The sequence below is a fragment of the Solwaraspora sp. WMMD937 genome, assembly GCF_029581175.1.
GTDB lineage: Bacteria > Actinomycetota > Actinomycetes > Mycobacteriales > Micromonosporaceae > Micromonospora_E.
Map to the genome: position 1 here is coordinate 4,274,432 of NZ_CP120738.1, position 18,162 is coordinate 4,292,593.

Genomic DNA, 18,162 nt, shown 5'->3' on the forward strand with positions numbered 1-18,162 from the left:
CGATTCACTGGTACTGGATGGGCAGGGCGCTGGTGCCGCCGTCGCGCACCGAACCGGTCAACAGCGGGTCGGCCCGCCAGGCGAAGCAGCGGATCGTCCTGTCGCCCTCCGCCCAGTCCAGGACGTCGGAGTAGGTGTAGATGGTGCCCACCCGGTACTGCAGGTCGCCGTTGTTCGGCACCTTCGCGTAGTCGGCCACCACCTTGCGGCACCGGCTGTGGACCCGCTCGTCGTTCAACTCCACCTCGTCGTACGCCAGTTTGTCCTCCACGTACGTGCCGGCGAACTCGGCCTGGTGCGGGGTGTCGCAGTCCAGCGGCTCGGTCAGCGGCTCGTCGTCGATACCGACCGCCGTCGAGTCGTAGCAGGTCAGGCGCAGCGGATGGCCGGGAGCGTGCAGCGCACCCTCGATGGTGCCGTACCAGTCGACCAGTGGGCCGCCAGGACTGTCCACGACACCGACGTCGCAGCCGAACCAGCGGGCCCCGCCGGTCCAGGCGGCGTCGGACGGCGTCACGACCGTCATCCGCAGCCGGGCGGTCTGCCAGGGACCGCCAAGGAACTCGTTCACCCGTCGGTCACACTCGGCCCGGGCGGCCCGCCGGGCCGGGATCAGACCGTCCGCCGCGCCGTCCTCGTCGAACGGCACCGCCGGCTCGTCGCCAAGCATCCCGACGTGCACGGTCTCCACCAGGTGGTACCGGACGCAGCCAACTGGTCGATAGCTCTCCCAGTCGATGAAGCGCCGACTGTCGTTATGGCAGCTGCCGGCCTCGGGTGCGAAGTGGACGGGTTCGTCGATCGCGACCCAGCCGTTGACCAGATCCCCGTCCACGCCCGGCGACAGCGGCACACAGCCGGCCGTCGTGGTCAGTGACGCGGCGGTCAGCAGCGCTGCCAGTCCCGCTCGGACACCCCACCGTCGGACCATGATCCCGCTGCCTCCCCGTTGTCCACTCAAGCCGACGAGGGTACGACACCGGGCCGGCCACGGACCGGCCGGGCCCCGGAGCACTGTCCATCCGGGTCAGCGGTCCCGGTGGGCGGCCAGGTCGGCGAACTGGGCGAGCGCCGTACCCGCGTCGGCCTCGGGCCGGGCCGTCGCCAGCCGGTCGAGCGCCGCCGCCCGGTGCCGGTCCGCCTCCCGCCGCGCCCAGTCCCGGCCGCCGGCCTGCTCGACGAGCAGCGTGGCCCGGGCCACCTGCCCGTCGGTGAACGCACCCGGTATCGCGTAGAGCGAGGCCAGCTCGGCGCCGGCCGGCGTGCCGCTGCCCATGGCGAACACCACCGGCAACGACTTCTTGCGCTGCCGCAGGTCGGCGCCGACCGGTTTGCGGGTCACCGCCGGGTCGCCCCAGATGCCGAGCAGATCGTCGACCAGCTGGAACGCCATCCCCAGGTGGTGGCCGTACCCTTTCAGTCCGTCGACCCGGTCCGGGTCGGCGCCGCCGCTGATCGCGCCGACCGCGCAGGCGGCACCGATCAGTGACGCCGTCTTGCCGGCCGCCATCGCCAGGCAGGCGTCCAACCCCACGGCGGTACGTGACTCGAACGCCACGTCGGCGCTCTGCCCGGCCACCAGATCCAGCAGCACCTGGCACAGCTCGGCGGCGGCTGGGGCGGCCTGCCCGCGTACCGTGTCGAAGGCCAGCGCGAGCAGCGCGTCACCGGCCAGGATGGCCTGCGCGTCGCCGAACGCGGCCCCGGCGGTGGGCCGGCCACGCCGGGTCCGGTCGCCGTCCATCACGTCGTCGTGCAGCAGGGTGAAGTTGTGCACCAGCTCCACCGCGACCGCCGCCGGCACCGCCCGGTCCGCCGGGGCACCGACCGCCTCGGCGCCGGCCAGTGCCAGGCCGCCGCGCAGCCCCTTGCCCCAGCCGGCTTCGGCCGGGCTGCCGTCGGCGGCGTACCAGCCGAAGTGGTAGCCGGCGACGGTGTGGATCGGGTCGGCGAGCCGGTCGACGGCGCGGCGCAGCTGCGGCCCGATCAACGTCCGCGCCGCCGCCAGCCGCGCCCAGGCGTCGCGTTGTGCGGTGGTCGCGGCGGTCAACCCTGGCTCCCGAGCAACGTGGCCTCCAGATACTCCTGTGGTGCCGGTTCTGTAATTGTCTGCGTCGGCTGGTAGCGCTTTGTCCGGCTGGACCAGTCGACATTGCCGCGCATCCAGCTGCGCATCCCGGCCAGGTACGGCTCCAGCACCGCCGCCCGGCCGGGGTAGTTTCGCCGCAGCTGCGCCTGCGCGGTCAGGTACAGGTCGGTCTCGGCGTCGATCGCCCGGGTCACCCGGTCGACCGCCGCGTCGCGGTCCAGCCCATGGTGGTAGCCGACGATGTACGCCAGGTTGTGTACCTCGCCGAGAGCGCGTTCCTTGTCCAGTGAGTAGATGTCGTTGGTCCAGCAGACCACGTTGCAGGCGGCGTCGAGTGCGGTGCGAAACGGCGCGCTGTCGTACACCTCGTCGGGCATGTCGATGCGTTCGACGACGTCGATGAAGTCCATGCAGACGTAGATCGCCCCGGTGTGCCGGCGTTTCTCGATGTAGGTGGCCTCGTCCGGCACGGTGCCGGACAGTCGGTTGCCGGCCTCCCAGGTGGCGGCGGTGGTCAGGCACTGCTCCAGGTGCCGTACGAACAGTTGCCGCCAGCGGGCAGTGGCGTCCGGCGCGGTACGCCGCCACAGGTCGGCCAGCGACGACACCGCCCGGGGCAGGTCCCGGCGCCGCGCGTCGGCGGCGCCGAAGTCGTCGGCGGACAGCACCCGCCGCATCGCGGCCATCACCTCGGCGAGGTGCTGCGGGCTGCGTCCGTCGGCACCGTCGTCCAACTGGTCGTCGACCAGGAACAGCCAGGCGAACCAGTCGGCCATCAGCTCGGCGTGCGCCGCGTCGGCGGTCGGGTAGACCATCGACGCGAACCAGCCGAAGTCGGCGTGGTCGAATCGGGCGCGGGCCTGCTCACGCAGCACCAGTCCGGTGTCGCGTACCCAACTGGTCAGGTGCGCGCGGGCCTGTTCGACGTGCGGGTTGAGCTGGTAGGGGAAGCGGTCGAGGGTCCGCTGGACCGGGTCGAGGCTCAGGTGGCTGGCCGTGTCGTCCGTGAAGGTCACCGGTACTCCAGGTTGAGGTGGACCCCGCCCTTGGGGTGCAGGGTGATCAGCGCCTCCGGCCGCACCTCGGGTGCGCCAGGTGGCAGTACGAGCCGGTGCCGACGGGCCACCGAGGCCAGCACCAGGACCAGCTCGGACAGCGCGAAGTGTTTGCCGATGCAGATCCGGTGGCCGCTGCCGAACGGCACGTAGACGTGCTTCGGGCGCCGCGCCACCTGCTCCGGGGTGAACCGTTCCGGTTCGAAGCGCTCCGGGTCGTCCCAGAAGTCGGGGTGCCGGTGCAGCAGGTAGCTGTTGATCAGCATGTTGGTGCCGGCCGGTACCCGGTAGCCGTCGATCACGTCGGCCGAGCTGGCCCGGCGCATGAACTGGTACGCCGGTGAGTAGATGCGCAGCGTCTCGTCGGCGACCATCCGGGTGTACGGCAGCCGGGGCAGGTCCTCGAAGGTCGGCGTCCGGCCGGCGAGCACCGAGTCGACCTCGGCGTGCAGCTTCGCCTCGACCTCCGGGTGCCGGGCGAGCAGGTAGAACGCCCAGGACAGGGTGTTCGTGGTGGTCTCGTAGGCGCCGATGCAGATGTTGAGCACCTCGTGGTGCAGCTGTTCCAGGTCCATCCGCTGGCCGTCGGTCTCGTCGACGGTGTGCAGCAGCAGGGTGAGCAGGTCGGTCTCCTCGCCGGTGGGCACCTCCTCGTGCAGCCGGCGGTTGATGAACGTCGACACGAAGGTGTCCATGTCGGCGATCGCGGCGCGCAGCCGGCGGTGCCGAGGGGTCGGCACGCTCAGCGGCGGGAACGGGAACCGGAAGAACGCGCCGAGGATCGCGTTGGCCTCGCCGAATGCCCGTTCGAAGGCCTGCGCGATGTCGCCGACCTGCGCGCTGAACAGCGACCGGTTGACGATTCGCAGGGCGAGTTGGCCGATCTCGTCGGTGACGTCGAGGGTGCCGCCCCGGCCGTAATTCTGCTCCCACCGGACGAGCATTTGTTCGGCTTCGTCGGTCATGTTTCGGGTGAAAGAGCTGACCGTACGGGGTGTGAAGTGCGGCGCCATCATCCGCCGTTGCCGTCGCCACAGATCCATGTCCGGGTTGGCGATGAGTCCTTTGCGCAGCACCGGCCGGACGACCTTGAACAGGACGGCGTTCTTGTCGTACTTCTCGCCCTCGTCGACCAGCACATGCCGGATGTAGTCGGGATGGTTGACCAGCACCATTGGGATACCCAGGGGCCGGAACCGGAAAATGTCGCCGTAGCGGTCGACGCCCCGGCCGAGGAAGGCGAGCTGGTCGCGTTTGAAGGCCAAGGTGCCGCCGACGCCGCTGCCCGGCGTGACGGTGGGTATCTCCCGGGTGCCGCCCGGGGCTCGGCTGCGTACCTGCGGGGACATGATCTTCTCACTTTCCACGGGTCGACGCGGTGGACCGGTCAGCGATGGTGCAGGTCAGCGTCGGTGCAGTCGGAGCCACATGCCGCCCGCCGGGTGCAGCGTGACCAGCGGTGCGAAAGTGACCGGCGGCGCGCCCTCGGGCAGGCTGACCGCGAACGTCTGGGCGAGCATCACGGTGATCAGGTGCAGCTCGGTACGGGCGAAGTGTTTGCCGATGCAGTGCCGCGGGCCGCTGCCGAACGGCTGGTAGACGTGCCGGGGCCGGGCGGCGACCGCTGCCGGGGTGAAGCGGTCGGGGTCGAAGCGGTCCGGGTCGGGCCAGAAGTCCGGGTGCCGGTGCAGCAGGAACAGGTTCATCAGCACCTCGGTGCCCTGCGGGATGCGGTAGCCGCCGACCACATCGTCGGTCGCCGCCCGCCGCATCGTCTGCCAGGCAGGGGTGAACAGCCGCAGCGTCTCGTCGATGACCATCCGGGTGTACGGCAGCCGGGGCAGATCGTCGAAGGTCGGCACCCGCCCGTCGAGGGCGGTGTCGACCTCGTCGTGCACCCGTTGCTGCACCTGCGGTTGGCGGGCCAACTGGTAGTACACCCAGGAGATCGAGTTGCTGGTGGTCTCGTACCCGGCGATGATCATCGCCAGGATCTCGTTGGAGAGCTGGTCCGGGGTGAGTCTGGTGCCGGTGACCGGGTCCACCGCGTGCCGTAGCAGGCTGAACAGGTCCCGGTGGTCGCTGTCGTGCTCGTGCTGTCGGGTGTCGATCAGGTAGCGGACGAAGCCGTCCAGCTTCCGGGTCAGTGCACGGATCCGGTTGCGGGACGGGGTGCGCCAGCTCAGCGGCGGGAAGGGGAACCGGAGGAAGTCGCCGAGCCGGCGGTTGACTTCCAGGAAGTCGCGTTCGAACTGGTGGCTGCGCTCGTCGGGCTCGACGCCGAACAGCGACCGCAGGACGATCTTCAGCGCCAGGTCGGTGAGCGGTCCGACGACGTCGACCGGCGCACCGGAGGCAGCCTCCGGCGCCCATCGGTGCATCATGTCTGCGGTCAGGCCGGTCATGTTCGGGGCGAAGCGGGCGACGCTGGCGTGGTTGAACGTCGGCTGCATCAGCCGGCGGTTGCGTTGCCAGGTTTCGTCGCCCCGGTTGCCGATCAGTCCTTCCCGGAGGATCGCCCGGACCGTACGCCAGAGGAAGTTTTCCTTGTCGTAGTTGGCGTGTTTGTCGACCAGGACATGGTGGATGTGCTCCGGGTTGGTCAGTACCACCATCGGTATACCACCGAGACGTATCCTGAAGATGTCACCGTGGTTACGGACCGCGTCCTGCAGGAATGCAAGCTGATCCCGGCGCATAGCCTGCATCCCGACGAGATTTTCCCGCAGGCTGAGCCGTGGAACTGGCCTGGATCTGCTGCGGGCAGCCGGATCTGCGTCGACGCGACGCGGGTCGGTCATGGCGGTCACCTTACCGAAGGTGCTGTCGTGGCTACAATCGGAAATTTTGCATTGCCGGTGGTGGATCTTGGAGTTATTCGAGCCACCACCGGCCCCGTTGCGTATGTCGGTAAAAGGCAGTCAATAACGCATTCGCGCGGATTGTTGGGCCGGCGTAACCGCCTGCGACGCCCGGTCGCGGCCCCGGTGCCGACCGCCCCGGCTACCCCCCCGGTCGGCCGTACATCGGCGGGTCCGCCGGCGGTTCCGACCGTCGGATCACCCGTCGGGCGGGCGATCGTCGTGGCGGGTGTGGAACGCTTGCTCACGTTCGTAGACTGGCGCGGTGACCGCACCAGCGCCGCTCATCGCGCCCAGCATCCTGGCCGCCGACTTCTCCCGTCTGGCCGACGAGGCCCGCGCGGTCGAGGGGGCGGCGGACTGGCTGCACGTCGACGTGATGGACAACCACTTCGTGCCGAACCTGACCATCGGCTTGCCGGTGGTGCAGAGCCTGCTGCCGGCCACCTCACTGCCGTTCGACGTGCACCTGATGATCACCGACCCGCGCCGCTGGGCACCGGGCTACGCCGACGCCGGCGCGTACAACGTCACCTTCCACGCCGAGGCGTGCGACGACCCGGTGGCGCTGGCCAAGGAGCTGCGGTCGGCCGGGGCCAAGGCCGGCCTGGCGGTCGACCGGGACACCCCGGTGGAGGACTACCTGGAGCTGCTACCCAGCTTCGACACCCTGCTGGTCATGACGATCAAGGCCGGGTTCGGCGGCCAGCGGTTCATCCCCGAAATGCTGAACAAGGTCCGCGCCGCCCGCCGGCACGCCGCCAGCGGCCATCTTGAGCTGCGGATCGAGGTCGACGGCGGGATCGCCGCGGACACCATCGAGCAGGCCGCCGCAGCCGGCGCGGACGCGTTCGTCGCCGGCACCGCCGTGTACGGCGCTGAGGACCCCGCCGAGGCGGTCCGCAGACTGCGGCAGATCGCCGAGCGGACCGCGCCACGGTGGTGAGCCCGGAAGGGGCCGAGTCCCGGCCGGACCTGATCCTGGTCGTCGACGACGATGTTGACATCGCCCGGTTCGTCGAGGTCAACCTGCGGTTGCACGGCTTCGACGTGATGCTCGCCCATGATGGTCAGGAGGCTCTGGACATCATCGAACGGCACCGGCCCAACCTGGCCGTGGTCGACCTGATGATGCCCCGCATCGGCGGGCTGGACCTGACCCGGCGGCTGCGGGCCGACCCGATGACCGCGGCGCTGCCGATCATCATGCTGACCGCCAAGGGGATGACCGTCGACAAGGTCGTCGGGCTGACCGCCGGCGCCGACGACTACCTGGTCAAGCCCTTCGACACCTCGGAGCTGATCGCCCGGGTCAGCTCCACCCTGCGGCGCAACCGCGAGTACCGCGAGGTGTCCCCGTTGACCGGGCTGCCGGGCAACACCCGGGTCAGCCGGGAGATCACCGACCGGGTCCGCAGCGGTGCCGACTACGCCGTTGGCTATGTCGACATCGACCGGTTCAAGAGCGTCAACGACGTGTACGGCTTCGCCCGCGGCGACGAGTTCATCTCCGCGCTGGCCCGGTGCATGCACCGGGCGGTGGTCTCGATCGGGCTGCCGCCGGCGTTCCTCGGCCACATCGGCGGCGACGACTTCGTGGTGGTCTGCGCGCCCGAACAGGTACGGCCGATCATCGAGCAGGCGATCCTCGACTTCGAGAAGGCCGCCGACGAGCTGTACGACCCGTCCGACGCGCGGCGCGGCTACGTGGAGGTCAAGGACCGACGTGGCAACCTGCAGAAGGCAGCTCTGGTCACTCTCTCGGTCGGGGTGGCGGTGTCGGCGGGCAGCCGCCGGTTCAGCGACCCCCGCGAGATCATCACGGTGGCCAACGAGATGAAGTCGGTTGCCAAGAGCCAACCCGGCTCGTACATCGCGGTCGACCGCCGGCTGTCCACCAACTGACCTGCCCGAACGGGCCGACGACCGATCTGCTGTCGGGTATCCGACAGTTGTGAGGTCGGTCGCGTCCCTGGCGATGATCCCCGTGTGCCGTGTAACACTCGGAGAAGCACCCACCACGCGCTGGCGGGACTCGGTGAAATTCCGAACCGGCGGTGATCCACGGCGCAAGCCGTGGCCAGCCCGCGACCCGGTCGTCGGAGACGACGCCCGGTGGATCCGGTGAGACTCCGGAGCCGACGGTTGGGCCAGACCGTGCCGACCTGGCACGGACCGGCCCAGACAGTCCGGATGGGAGACAGCGCGCGGAACGGACGCTCAGGTGTGGCGTGCCGACCGGCACCGCCGTACCCGTGCAGCGCCCCCGGGGCCGGTCCGTCGTGGCCGCGCGCCGAGGCGTTCCGCCGCCGCCATGCTGTCGCCGGCCACCCCTACCGGGCCCGGCACCTCCCGCCCGCCGCGCACCCCGGCAGGCGAGGAGAAGAGAAACGGCCATGGCGATCCTCTCCGAAGACGAGGCGATGCGACGCGCCATCGACCTTGCGGTCCATGGCCTCGGCTCGGTCAGCCCCAACCCCATCGTCGGCTGCGTCCTGCTCGACACCGCCGGTCACGTCGTCGGTGAAGGCTTCCACGCCCACGCCGGCGGGCCGCACGCCGAGATCGCCGCCCTCGCCCAGGCCGGCGACCGGGCCCGCGGCGGCACCGCCGTCGTCACCCTTGAACCGTGCAACCACGTCGGACGCACCGGACCCTGTTCCACCGCCCTGGTCGACGCCGGGCTCGCCCGCGTCGTGCTGGCCGTACCCGACCCCAACCCGATCGCCGCCGGTGGCACCGAGACGCTGCGCGCCGCCGGCATCGACGTCGAGGTCGGGCTGCGCGCCGACGAGGCCGAGATCGCCAACATCGCCTGGTTGACCGCCGTCCGTCGGCGCCGCCCCTACATCACCTGGAAGTACGCCGCCACTCTCGACGGGCGCTCTGCCGCCGACGACGGCACCAGCATGTGGATCACCTCGGAGGCGGCCCGCGCCGACGTCCACACGCTGCGCGGCACCGCCGACGCGATCATCGCCGGCGTCGGCACCGTACTCGCCGACGACCCTTGGCTCACCGTCCGGACCCCGAGCGCCGGCGGACCCGCCGTCCGGCAGCCGCTGCGGGTGATCGTGGACAGCTCCGGGCGTACCCCGGCCGACGCCCGGGTCCGTGACGCCGCCGCCGGCACCTGGATCGCCACCACCGCGGACCTCGGCGCCGACCACCGTGGCCGAGTCGACCTCACCGCCCTGCTGACCGCCCTCTACGACCGGGGTATCCGCTCCGCGCTGCTCGAAGGCGGCCCGGTGCTCGCCGGGGCGTTCCTGCGGGCCGGCCTGGTCGACCGGGTGGTCGGCTACCTCGCCCCGAGACTGCTCGGCGCCGGCCCCGCCGCGCTCGGCGACGCCGGAGTGCACACCATCGCCGACGCCATCGACCTGACCATCGTCGACGTCACCCAGGTCGGCCCCGACCTGCGGATCACCGCCGTACCCCGGCAGAAAGAGGGCTGAGTCGATGTTCACCGGCATCATCGAGGAGCTGGGCGCGGCCGGCCCGCTCGACTGGCACGGCGACAGCGGCGTGCTCACCGTCCACGGCCCACTGGTCGCCGCCGACGTCCGGCACGGCGACTCGATCGCGGTCAACGGCGTCTGCCTCACCGTCGTCTCCGTCGACGGCCAACAGTTCGCCGTCGACGTGATGAAGGAGACCTTCGACCGCAGCTCACTGGGGACGCTGCGGCCCGGCGACCCGGTCAACCTGGAACGCGCCGCCACTCTCACCACCCGCCTCGGCGGGCACCTGGTGCAGGGCCACGTCGACGGGGTCGCCACGGTCGTCGAACGCACCCCCGGCGACCGCTGGGAGCAGGTCCGGTTCAGCCTGCCCGCCAGCCTGCACCGGTACGTCGTGGAGAAAGGTTCGATCGCGGTCGACGGCGTCTCGTTGACCGTCATGGAGGTGTCCGACGGCGACGCCACGGCCGCGACCACGGCCGCGACCGGCGGGTCGGGCGGGCCCGGCGTGGCCGGCTGGTTCGGCGTCGGGCTGATCCCCACCACACTGCAACTCACCACCCTCGGCCGGAAACCGGTCGGGGCCCTGGTCAACCTGGAGGTCGACGTGATCGCAAAGTACGTGGCGAAGCAACTGGACGGGGCACGTTTCGTCGGCGGGGTCCGCCCGTGACCGCCGCCGGGTTCGGCACCGTCGAACAGGCCCTCGACGACCTGGCCGCCGGCCGGGCCGTGGTGGTCGTCGACGACGCCGACCGGGAAAACGAAGGCGACCTGATCTTCGCCGCCGAACACGCCACCGCCGAACTCGTCGCCTTCATGGTGCGCCACACCTCCGGCTACATCTGCGCGCCGCTGCCCGAAGCCGAGTGCGACCGGCTCGACCTGCCGCCGATGTACCACACCAACCAGGACCGGCGGGGCACCGCCTACACCGTCACCGTCGACGCCCGCGACTGCGTCAGCACGGGCATCTCCGCCGTCGACCGGGCACACACCCTGCGGCTGCTCGCCGACCCCGCCGCCGGCCCGACCGACCTGTCCCGACCCGGCCACGTCGTGCCGCTGCGCGCCCGCGCCGGCGGTGTCCTGCACCGGCCCGGTCACACCGAGGCCGCCGTGGACCTGGCCCGGCTCGCCGGGCTGCGCCCCGCCGGGGTGCTCTGCGAACTGGTCAACGACGACGGCACCATGATGCGCCTGCCCGACCTGGAGAAGTTCTCCGCCGACCACGGGCTCACCCTGATCACCATCGCCGACCTGATCGCCCACCGGCGGCGGAACGAGACCCACGTCGAGCGGGTCGCACAGGCCCGGCTGCCGATGCCGTACGGGGTGTTCCGTGCCGTCGGCTACCGGGTCGCCCACGACCCGGCCGAGCACATCGCCCTGGTCCACGGTGACCTCGACGACGGTCGTGACGTGCTGGTCCGGGTGCACTCCGAGTGCCTCACCGGGGACGTTTTCGGCTCGCTGCGCTGCGACTGCGGCCCGCAGCTGGACGCCGCCCTGGCCAGGGTCGCCGCCGAGGGCCGCGGCGTGGTGCTCTACCTGCGCGGCCACGAGGGCCGGGGCATCGGTCTGGCCCACAAGCTGCGCGCCTACCAGTTGCAGGACCAGGGACGGGACACTGTCGACGCCAACCTGGAACTCGGCCTGCCCGCCGACGCCCGCGACTACGGCACCGGTGCGCAGATCCTGCACGACCTCGGGGTCCGTTCGATCCGGCTGCTCACCAACAACCCGGACAAGGTGTCCGGGCTGACCGGCTACGGCCTGAACGTCGTCGGGCGGGAACCGTTGACCGTCCATCCGCATCCGGAGAACGTGCGCTACCTGCGTACCAAACGGGACCGGATGGGCCACCTGCTCGACGGTCTCGACCAGCCGGCCGGCGCGGCACCGGCCGACCTCGACGGCGCGGCCGACCTCGACCCGGTCGGCGAACTGTCCAGAGGGCGGGCCTGATGGCCGGATTCGGCGAACCCGGGGTCTCCAGCGTCGACGCCGCCGGGCTCACCGTCGGCGTCGTCGCCGCCCGCTGGCACACCGACCTGGTTGACGCGATGCTCACCCGGGCGCTCGCCGCCGCTGACGCCTGCGGCGTCGCCGACGTGCAGGTGGTCCGGGTCGCCGGCTCCGTCGAACTGCCCGTCGTCGTCCAGGCCCTGGCCCGGCGCTGTGACGCGGTGGTCGCCCTCGGAGTGGTGGTACGCGGCGCCACCGCCCACTTCGACTACGTGTGCCGGTCGGTCACCGACGGCCTGACCCGGGTGTCACTCGACGAGTCCACCCCGGTCGGGCACGGCGTGCTCACCGTCGAGACCATCGACCAGGCCCGCGACCGGGCCGGGCTGCCCGGCTCGGCCGAGGACAAGGGCTGGTCGTCGATGGTCGCCGTGCTCGACGCCGCCCTGGCCCTGCGGGCCGTGCACGCCGTACCGGTGGGCTGAACCTGACCTCTCGAACCGCGGTACCCCGACCCGTCACGTTCCCGCCGCTCGCGCGGTAAACCAGATGCGCTGGTGACACGTCGTAGTGGCGTGACACCCGAACTGGTCACCGACCTGGGCTCGGGGAGGACGATGCCACGACAGCGGGCACAGACGACGACGTGGGCGGCGGACGAGGCGGTCACCCGCCTGTTCGCCGCGCACTACCGCCCGCTGGTGCGCCTCGCCACCCTGCTGCTGCGGGAACCGGGCATGGCTGAAGAGATCGTGCAGGACGCCTACGTGGCCCTGCACAGCCGCTGGTGGCGGCTCCGCGACGCCGACAAGGCACTCGGCTACCTGCGGGTCACCGTGGTCAACCGGTGCCGGTCGGCGATTCGGCACCGACGGGTCGTGCAGGCCCACCTGGCCGCCGCCCGGCCCGACCCCGACGCACCCAGCGCCGAAGCCGGCGCCCTCGACCAGCTCCGCCACGCCGACGTGATCACCGCGCTGCGCGCCCTACCGCCCCGCCAGCGGGAGGCGATCGTGCTGCGCTACTACGCCGACCTGTCCGAGGCCCAGATCGCCGACGCGATGGGGGTCAGCCGAGGCGCGGTGAAGAGCCACACCGCACGCGGTATCGCCGCACTGCGAACCAGCCTGGACGGCCTGTGATGGACACCGACCACGACAATCTGCCCGGCGACGCAAGCACCGCCGACCTGCTGCGCCGGGCGCTGCACACCGAAGCCGACCGGGTCGACGTACGGCCCGACGGGCTGACCGCGATCCGCGGCAAGATCGACGCCCGCCGACGGCGCCGGATGCCGGCGGTGCTGCTCGGCGCCGCCGCCGCGACCGTCGCCGCCAGCCTGGTCGGCGTGGTCGGCTGCCTGCCGCCGGCCCCGCAGCCCGGCCCGCCGTCCGGGGCGGCCAGCGCCGGCCCGGCCCCGCCCGGCGCGGCACCGACCGCTGGGCCGACGGACCGGCCGACCGACCGCGACGCCCCGGTCGCCGGACCGGCGACCGGTGGTCCGCCGACCGCCGGCGCCGCCGGACAGCAGGCCGGCAGCCCGGTGGCGACCCTGCCGGTCTACTACGTCGGTACGGCCGACGGCGAAGGGCTGCGGCTCTACCGCGAGTTCCACCGTTTTCAGCTGACCGACACCGGTGTCGTCGCCGAACTGCGGGCCGCGCTCGGCGAGATGCTCACCGCGGCCCGGCTCGCCGACCCCGACTACCGCACCCTGTGGCCGGCCGGGGCCACCGTGGCCACCGTGTGGACCCAGTACGACATCGTCGGGGTCAACATCACCGGCGCCGGGGTCGCCAACCTCGACGCCGCCGCAGCCGCCGCCGCGGTGCAGCAGCTCGCCTGGACCGTGGCCGGCGTCACCGGCGGCGACCCCAGGATCCGGCTGCTGCTCGACGGCGAGCCGGTGGACCGGCTGTGGGGTCACGTCGACACCGGCGACGAGATCACCAAGGGGGCCGCGCTGGACACCCTGGCCATGCTCTGGCTGATCGACCCGCAGCACGGCGACACCGTCGGGCGGACCTTCACCGTGCACCTCGCCGGCAGCGTCCACGAGGCCACCGCCCAGCTGCGGGTCCGCCAGGGCGGACAGGTCGTGCACCGGCGGTACGTCACGCTCGACGCGGGCGCACCTGGCCGGGGGGAGGCGTTCGTCGAGTTGAGCCTGCCACCCGGTGACTACACCATCGAGGCGTACGAGGAGTCGATGGTCGCCGACGAAGGGCCCCGGTACCTCGTCGACGCCGCGATCACCGTACGGTGATCAGCAGGTGGACCGGTGCGGACCCGGTGCCGACCCGCCCGGTGCCGGGCTGCCACAATCGGGCACCGTGAAGACGTTCGAGGAGCTGTTCGCCGAGCTGCAGGCCAAGGCGGCAGCCGGGACCCCGGGCTCGTCGACGGTGGCCGCGCTGGAGCGCGGCGTGCACGCCATCGGTAAGAAGGTCGTCGAGGAGGCGGCCGAGGCGTGGATGGCCGCCGAGCACGAGACCCCCGACCGGGCCGCCGAGGAAATCTCCCAGCTGCTCTACCAGGCGCAGGTGCTGATGCTGGCCACCGGACTGGAGCTCGAGGACGTCTACCGACATCTCTGACCCGCCCTTGCGACCGTGACCCGCACCCTCGTGTGACCCTCACACCCTCGACAGGAGCGAGACCGAGATGCTGCGCATCGCCGTACCGAACAAAGGCACCCTCTCCGGACCGGCCGCCGACATGCTGCGCGAGGCCGGCTACCGCCAGCGCACCGACCCCAAGGACCTGGTCTGCCGCGACGAGGCCAACGACGTCGAGTTCTTCTACCTGCGGCCCCGTGACATCGCCACCTACGTCGGCAGCGGTGAGCTGGAGCTCGGCATCACCGGCCGGGACCTGCTGATCGACTCCGGCAGCCCGGCCGAGGAGCTGCTCGACCTCGACTTCGCCGGGGCGACGTTCCGGTTCGCCGCCCGCCCGGAGACGCTGACCCGGGTGCCGGAGCAGATCGCCGGGCGACGCATCGCCACCGCGTACCCCGGGGTGGTCGAGAGCTACCTCGGCGAACACGGGCTGAAGGCCGAGGTGGTCCGGCTCGACGGCGCGGTGGAGAACGCCATCCGGCTCGGCGTCGCCGACGTCATCGCCGACGTGGTGGAAACCGGTGCCACGCTGCGCCAGGCCGGCCTGGTCACCGTCGGCGAGCCGATCCTGCGCTCCTCGGCGGTGCTGGTGCACCCGGCCGGCACCGCCACCACCGGGCAGGCCGACCAGCTGATCCGTCGGCTGCAGGGGGTCCTGGTCGCCCACCGGTACGTGATGCTCGCCTACGACGTGCGCGCCGACCTGCTGGAGCAGGCCACCGCGCTGACCCCGGGCATCGAGTCGCCGACCATCTCGCCGTTGCACCGCGAAGGCTGGGTGGCGGTGCAGGCCATGGTCCGCCGCGCCGAGGTGCACCGGATCATGGACGAGCTGTACGACCTGGGTGCCCGCGCCATCCTGGTCACCGACATCCACGCCTGCCGCCTCTGACCGCGACCACGCGGCGGGTCCTGCCGCCCTGGCTGGCACTGATCGTCACCGGGCTCGGTGGGGTCGCGTCCGCGTCGCAGAGCGCGGTCAACGCCGAACTCGGCGCCCGGATGGGCAGCGCACCGGTCGGCGCGATCGTGAACAACATCTTCGTGGTAGCCGCCACCTACGCGGCGTTCGTACTGGGCACGGCGGCGCTGCTCGGCGCGTCCGGTGCCGCGACGCGGGGCGGCTGGCCGGGGGAGTGGTTCCTCTACCTGGGTGGCCTGTTCGGGGTCATGGTGATGATCGGCCTGCTGGTGGGAGTCCGGTCGGTGGGTGTGCTGCGCACCGGGCTGGCCGTACTCGGCGGGCAGCTCGTCGGCGCGCTGCTGATCGACATACTCGTTCCCGGCGGGCCCTCGACGGGTGCCGGCCTGCTGGTCGGCGCGGTACTGATCCTGCTCGCCGTCGTCGTGTCCGGTCGCGGCTCAACTCCTCGTACGGGTGACGCGGGTTCCTGAGGTGGATCCGGTGCTGGTGCGGGAAGGTAGGGAGGATTCGGATTCCCGACCGGCCGGAGGTTCCTCATGGCACTACTCGACACGACGACGTGGCACGGCATGATCTTCAGCGACGGCTGGACCGAGGCGGCCGGCGGCACCATGGCCGCCATGTCACCGGCCACCCGGCAGGAGATCGGTCGGGTCGGTGTCGGCAACGCCGACGACGTGACGCGGGCCTGCGTTCGGGCCGCGCAGGCGCAACGCGACTGGGCCGCCACCAGCTATCTGGAGCGGGCCGCCGTGCTGCGCCGGGCCGGTCAGCTGTTCGAGCAGTACGCCGACGACATCGGTGGCTGGCTGATCCGCGAGGCCGGGTCGGTGCCGCCCAAAGCCGAGGTCGAGACGACCACCGCCGCCCAGGAGTGTTACGAGGCGGCCACCCTGCCGTCGCACCCGACCGGAGAGATCCTGGCCAGCGGCCAGCCCCGGCTGAGTCTGGCGCGTCGGCTGCCGGTCGGCGTGGTCGGCGTCATCGCACCGTTCAATTTCCCGCTGATCCTGTCCATCCGGTCCATCGCACCGGCCCTGGCGTTGGGCAACGCGGTGGTGTTCAAACCCGATCCGCGTACGGCGGTCTGCGGCGGGGTGTCGATCGCCCGGATCTTCCAGGAGGCTGGTCTGCCCGACGGGCTGCTGCACGTGCTGCCCGGCGGGGCGGATGTCGGCGAGGCGCTGATCGCCGACCCCCGGGTCCGGGTGGTCAGCTTCACCGGTTCCACCGCCGCCGGGCGCAAGGTGGGCGAGGCCGCCGCCCGCCATCTCAAGCGGGCCCACCTGGAGTTGGGCGGCAACTCGGCGCTGATCGTGCTCGACGACGCCGACCTGGATCTCGCGGTCTCGGCCGGTGCCTGGGGGTCGTTCCTGCACCAGGGGCAGATCTGCATGGCCACCGGCCGGCACCTGGTGCACGAGCGGATCGCCGACCGGTACGTCGAGCAGTTGGCGGCCAAGGCCGACCACCTGCCGGTCGGGGATCCGGCGACGGCCCAGGTGGCGCTCGGCCCGATCATCGACGAACATCAGCGGGACAAGATCCACTCGCTGGTCACGGCCAGCGTCGGTTCCGGAGCCCGGCTGGCGGCCGGCGGCACCTACGAGGAGCTGTTCTACCGGCCGACGGTGCTGGCCGACGCCACCCCGACCACACCGGCGTTCGCTCAGGAGGTGTTCGGCCCGGTCGCGCCGGTCGCCACCTTCGCCGACCTGGACGAGGCGGTCGCGTTGGCCGGCGACACCGAGTACGGCCTGTCGCTGGGCATCCTGAGCCGGGACGTGATGAAGGCGATGGCGCTGGCCGACCGGATCCCCAGCGGCATCGTGCACATCAACGACCAGACCGTCGACGACGAGGCGGTGGCGCCGTTCGGCGGGGTTGGTGTCTCCGGCACCGGCAGCCGGTTCGGTGGGCCGGCCGCCAACATCGAGGCGTTCACCGAGACCCAGTGGCTCACCATGCAGGGCGACATCAGCCGGTTCCCGTTCTGACCCGGCGGACCGGCAGCTGCTGGACGGACGTCGATCCGTCGACGGTACGCGATGTCCGTCACAGACATCGTCGCGGCCGGCTGTGACAGTGACCGGGTGACACCACCGGACCCTACGCCGGCCACCACGCCTCTCCAGCCGGCGCGGGAGCCGGGCCCGCGCCGCCTCGCCGGGGTGCTGCCGCCCTGGCTGGCGCTCGCCGTCGCCGGGCTCGGCGGGGTGGCGTCCGCGTCGCAGAGCGCGGTCAACGCCGAACTCGGTGCCCGGATGGGCAGCGCCGTCATCGGGGCGGTGGTCAACAACATCGGCGGGTCGCTGCTGGTCGCCCTCGGGCTGCTGCTCCTGCCGTCGATGCGCGCCGGGCTGCATACCCTGCGGGCCGCCCGGCTGCCCTGGTGGACCTACCTCGGCGGAGTCGGCGGGGCGTTCTTCGTCACCGCCGCCACCTACGCCGTCCCGGTGCTCGGGGTGGCGGTGCTGACCATCGCCCAGGTCGCCGGCAACAGTCTCGGCGGCCTGGTGGTGGACCGGGTCGGGTTGGCCCCGGCCGGCCGACTCGCCGTCACCATACCCCGGCTGGTCGGGGCGCTGCTCGGCATCGGCGCGGTGGTGGTGGCCCAGATCGGCCGGCCGGTCGGGCAGCTCGCGGTCGGGGTGATCGCGCTGGCCGTGGCCGGCGGGCTGGCGGTGTCGGTGCAGTCCGCGCTCAACGGGCGGGTTTCGGCGGCCAGCACCACCGCGATGGGCACGGTGGCGAACTTCGTGGTCAGTACGCCCTTGGTGCTGATCGCGGCCGGTCTGCTCGGCGGCTACCGGGCGGCGGCCGGCCGGGCGTGGCCGGGCGAGTGGTACCTCTACCTCGGCGGGCTGTTCGGCGTCTGCATCGTGGTGGCGCTGCTGGTCGGGGTCCGGTCGGTCGGAGTGCTGCGGACCGGGCTCGGGGTGGTCGCCGGTCAGCTCGTCGGGGCGCTGCTGATCGACGTCCTGGTCCCCGGCGGTCCCGGCGTCAGCGCGGGTCCGATCGCCGGCGCCGCGCTGATCATCGTCGCGGTGCTGGTGTCCGGCCGGGGCACCCGCCGGTCCCGGCCGGTCGGCCGGGACCGTGCGGTGGCAGACTTGACCGGGTGGCAGACAAGCCGACCTTTCCGACCACCGAGCTGACCGGCGCGCTGGTGGTGCGTG

Annotated in this window: 18 protein-coding genes; 13 read left to right on the forward strand and 5 right to left on the reverse strand. The window is 71.9% G+C overall.

Going from position 1 to position 18,162, the window contains the following annotated elements; translation table 11 throughout:
• Positions 1 to 4: 4 nt before the first annotated feature.
• The 5 genes from O7621_RS18970 to O7621_RS18990 form a co-directional block, all read right to left on the reverse strand.
• Positions 5 to 961: a septum formation family protein gene (locus O7621_RS18970; RefSeq protein ID WP_282230496.1), complete on the reverse strand. Its 957-nt coding sequence runs from the start codon at positions 959 to 961 to the stop codon at positions 5 to 7.
• Between the two features lie 66 nt (positions 962 to 1,027).
• Positions 1,028 to 2,050, reverse strand: a complete 1,023-nt coding sequence (locus O7621_RS18975; protein WP_282230497.1) for a polyprenyl synthetase family protein — start codon at positions 2,048 to 2,050, stop codon at positions 1,028 to 1,030.
• Positions 2,047 to 3,105, reverse strand: a complete 1,059-nt coding sequence (locus O7621_RS18980) for a hypothetical protein (RefSeq protein WP_282230498.1) — start codon at positions 3,103 to 3,105, stop codon at positions 2,047 to 2,049. Before O7621_RS18980 ends, O7621_RS18975 begins: the two co-directional genes overlap by 4 nt.
• Complete coding sequence (locus O7621_RS18985) at positions 3,102 to 4,511, reverse strand: cytochrome P450 (RefSeq protein WP_282230499.1); 1,410 nt, start codon at positions 4,509 to 4,511, stop codon at positions 3,102 to 3,104. Before O7621_RS18985 ends, O7621_RS18980 begins: the two co-directional genes overlap by 4 nt.
• 36 nt (positions 4,512 to 4,547) lie before the next feature.
• Positions 4,548 to 5,945, reverse strand: a complete 1,398-nt coding sequence (locus tag O7621_RS18990; protein WP_348775247.1) for a cytochrome P450 — start codon at positions 5,943 to 5,945, stop codon at positions 4,548 to 4,550.
• A gap of 325 nt (positions 5,946 to 6,270) precedes the next feature.
• Here O7621_RS18990 and rpe point away from each other — a divergent pair, with 325 nt between their 5' ends.
• From rpe to O7621_RS19055, 13 genes are all read left to right on the forward strand, one after another.
• Positions 6,271 to 6,951, forward strand: coding sequence for a ribulose-phosphate 3-epimerase (gene rpe / locus O7621_RS18995; protein WP_282230500.1), 681 nt, complete (start codon positions 6,271 to 6,273; stop codon positions 6,949 to 6,951).
• On the forward strand, positions 6,945 to 7,910 hold the full coding sequence (locus O7621_RS19000) for a response regulator (protein WP_282230501.1): 966 nt from the start codon (positions 6,945 to 6,947) through the stop codon (positions 7,908 to 7,910). The genes rpe and O7621_RS19000 overlap by 7 nt, the downstream gene beginning before the upstream one ends.
• 491 nt (positions 7,911 to 8,401) lie before the next feature.
• On the forward strand, positions 8,402 to 9,463 hold the full coding sequence (gene ribD, locus O7621_RS19005) for a bifunctional diaminohydroxyphosphoribosylaminopyrimidine deaminase/5-amino-6-(5-phosphoribosylamino)uracil reductase RibD (protein ID WP_282230502.1): 1,062 nt from the start codon (positions 8,402 to 8,404) through the stop codon (positions 9,461 to 9,463).
• A 4-nt stretch (positions 9,464 to 9,467) separates the two neighbouring features.
• A complete protein-coding gene (locus O7621_RS19010) occupies positions 9,468 to 10,142 on the forward strand; it encodes a riboflavin synthase (protein ID WP_282230503.1) in 675 nt (224 codons plus the stop codon).
• Positions 10,139 to 11,437, forward strand: a complete 1,299-nt coding sequence (locus O7621_RS19015) for a bifunctional 3,4-dihydroxy-2-butanone-4-phosphate synthase/GTP cyclohydrolase II (protein WP_282230504.1) — start codon at positions 10,139 to 10,141, stop codon at positions 11,435 to 11,437. The genes O7621_RS19010 and O7621_RS19015 overlap by 4 nt, the downstream gene beginning before the upstream one ends.
• The gene (ribH, locus tag O7621_RS19020) at positions 11,437 to 11,922 is read left to right on the forward strand and encodes a 6,7-dimethyl-8-ribityllumazine synthase (protein WP_282230505.1); all 486 of its coding nucleotides are present in this window, start codon (positions 11,437 to 11,439) and stop codon (positions 11,920 to 11,922) included. The genes O7621_RS19015 and ribH overlap by 1 nt, the downstream gene beginning before the upstream one ends.
• A gap of 90 nt (positions 11,923 to 12,012) precedes the next feature.
• Positions 12,013 to 12,579, forward strand: a complete 567-nt coding sequence (locus O7621_RS19025) for a SigE family RNA polymerase sigma factor (RefSeq protein WP_281554604.1) — start codon at positions 12,013 to 12,015, stop codon at positions 12,577 to 12,579.
• On the forward strand, positions 12,579 to 13,703 hold the full coding sequence (locus O7621_RS19030) for a Gmad2 immunoglobulin-like domain-containing protein (protein WP_282230506.1): 1,125 nt from the start codon (positions 12,579 to 12,581) through the stop codon (positions 13,701 to 13,703). Before O7621_RS19025 ends, O7621_RS19030 begins: the two co-directional genes overlap by 1 nt.
• Positions 13,704 to 13,752: 49 nt before the next feature.
• The gene (locus O7621_RS19035; RefSeq protein ID WP_348775321.1) at positions 13,753 to 14,034 is read left to right on the forward strand and encodes a phosphoribosyl-ATP diphosphatase; all 282 of its coding nucleotides are present in this window, start codon (positions 13,753 to 13,755) and stop codon (positions 14,032 to 14,034) included.
• Positions 14,035 to 14,101: 67 nt separating this feature from the next.
• Positions 14,102 to 14,950 (forward strand): ATP phosphoribosyltransferase, encoded by an 849-nt coding sequence (hisG, locus tag O7621_RS19040; protein ID WP_278168769.1) that lies wholly within the window; start codon positions 14,102 to 14,104, stop codon positions 14,948 to 14,950.
• Between the two features lie 41 nt (positions 14,951 to 14,991).
• Positions 14,992 to 15,453: a DMT family transporter gene (locus O7621_RS19045; protein WP_282234651.1), complete on the forward strand. Its 462-nt coding sequence runs from the start codon at positions 14,992 to 14,994 to the stop codon at positions 15,451 to 15,453.
• 66 nt (positions 15,454 to 15,519) lie between these two features.
• On the forward strand, positions 15,520 to 16,980 hold the full coding sequence (locus tag O7621_RS19050; RefSeq protein WP_282230508.1) for a benzaldehyde dehydrogenase: 1,461 nt from the start codon (positions 15,520 to 15,522) through the stop codon (positions 16,978 to 16,980).
• A 51-nt stretch (positions 16,981 to 17,031) separates the two neighbouring features.
• On the forward strand, positions 17,032 to 18,141 hold the full coding sequence (locus O7621_RS19055; RefSeq protein ID WP_282230509.1) for a DMT family transporter: 1,110 nt from the start codon (positions 17,032 to 17,034) through the stop codon (positions 18,139 to 18,141).
• The last annotated feature ends 21 nt before the right edge of the window (positions 18,142 to 18,162 follow it).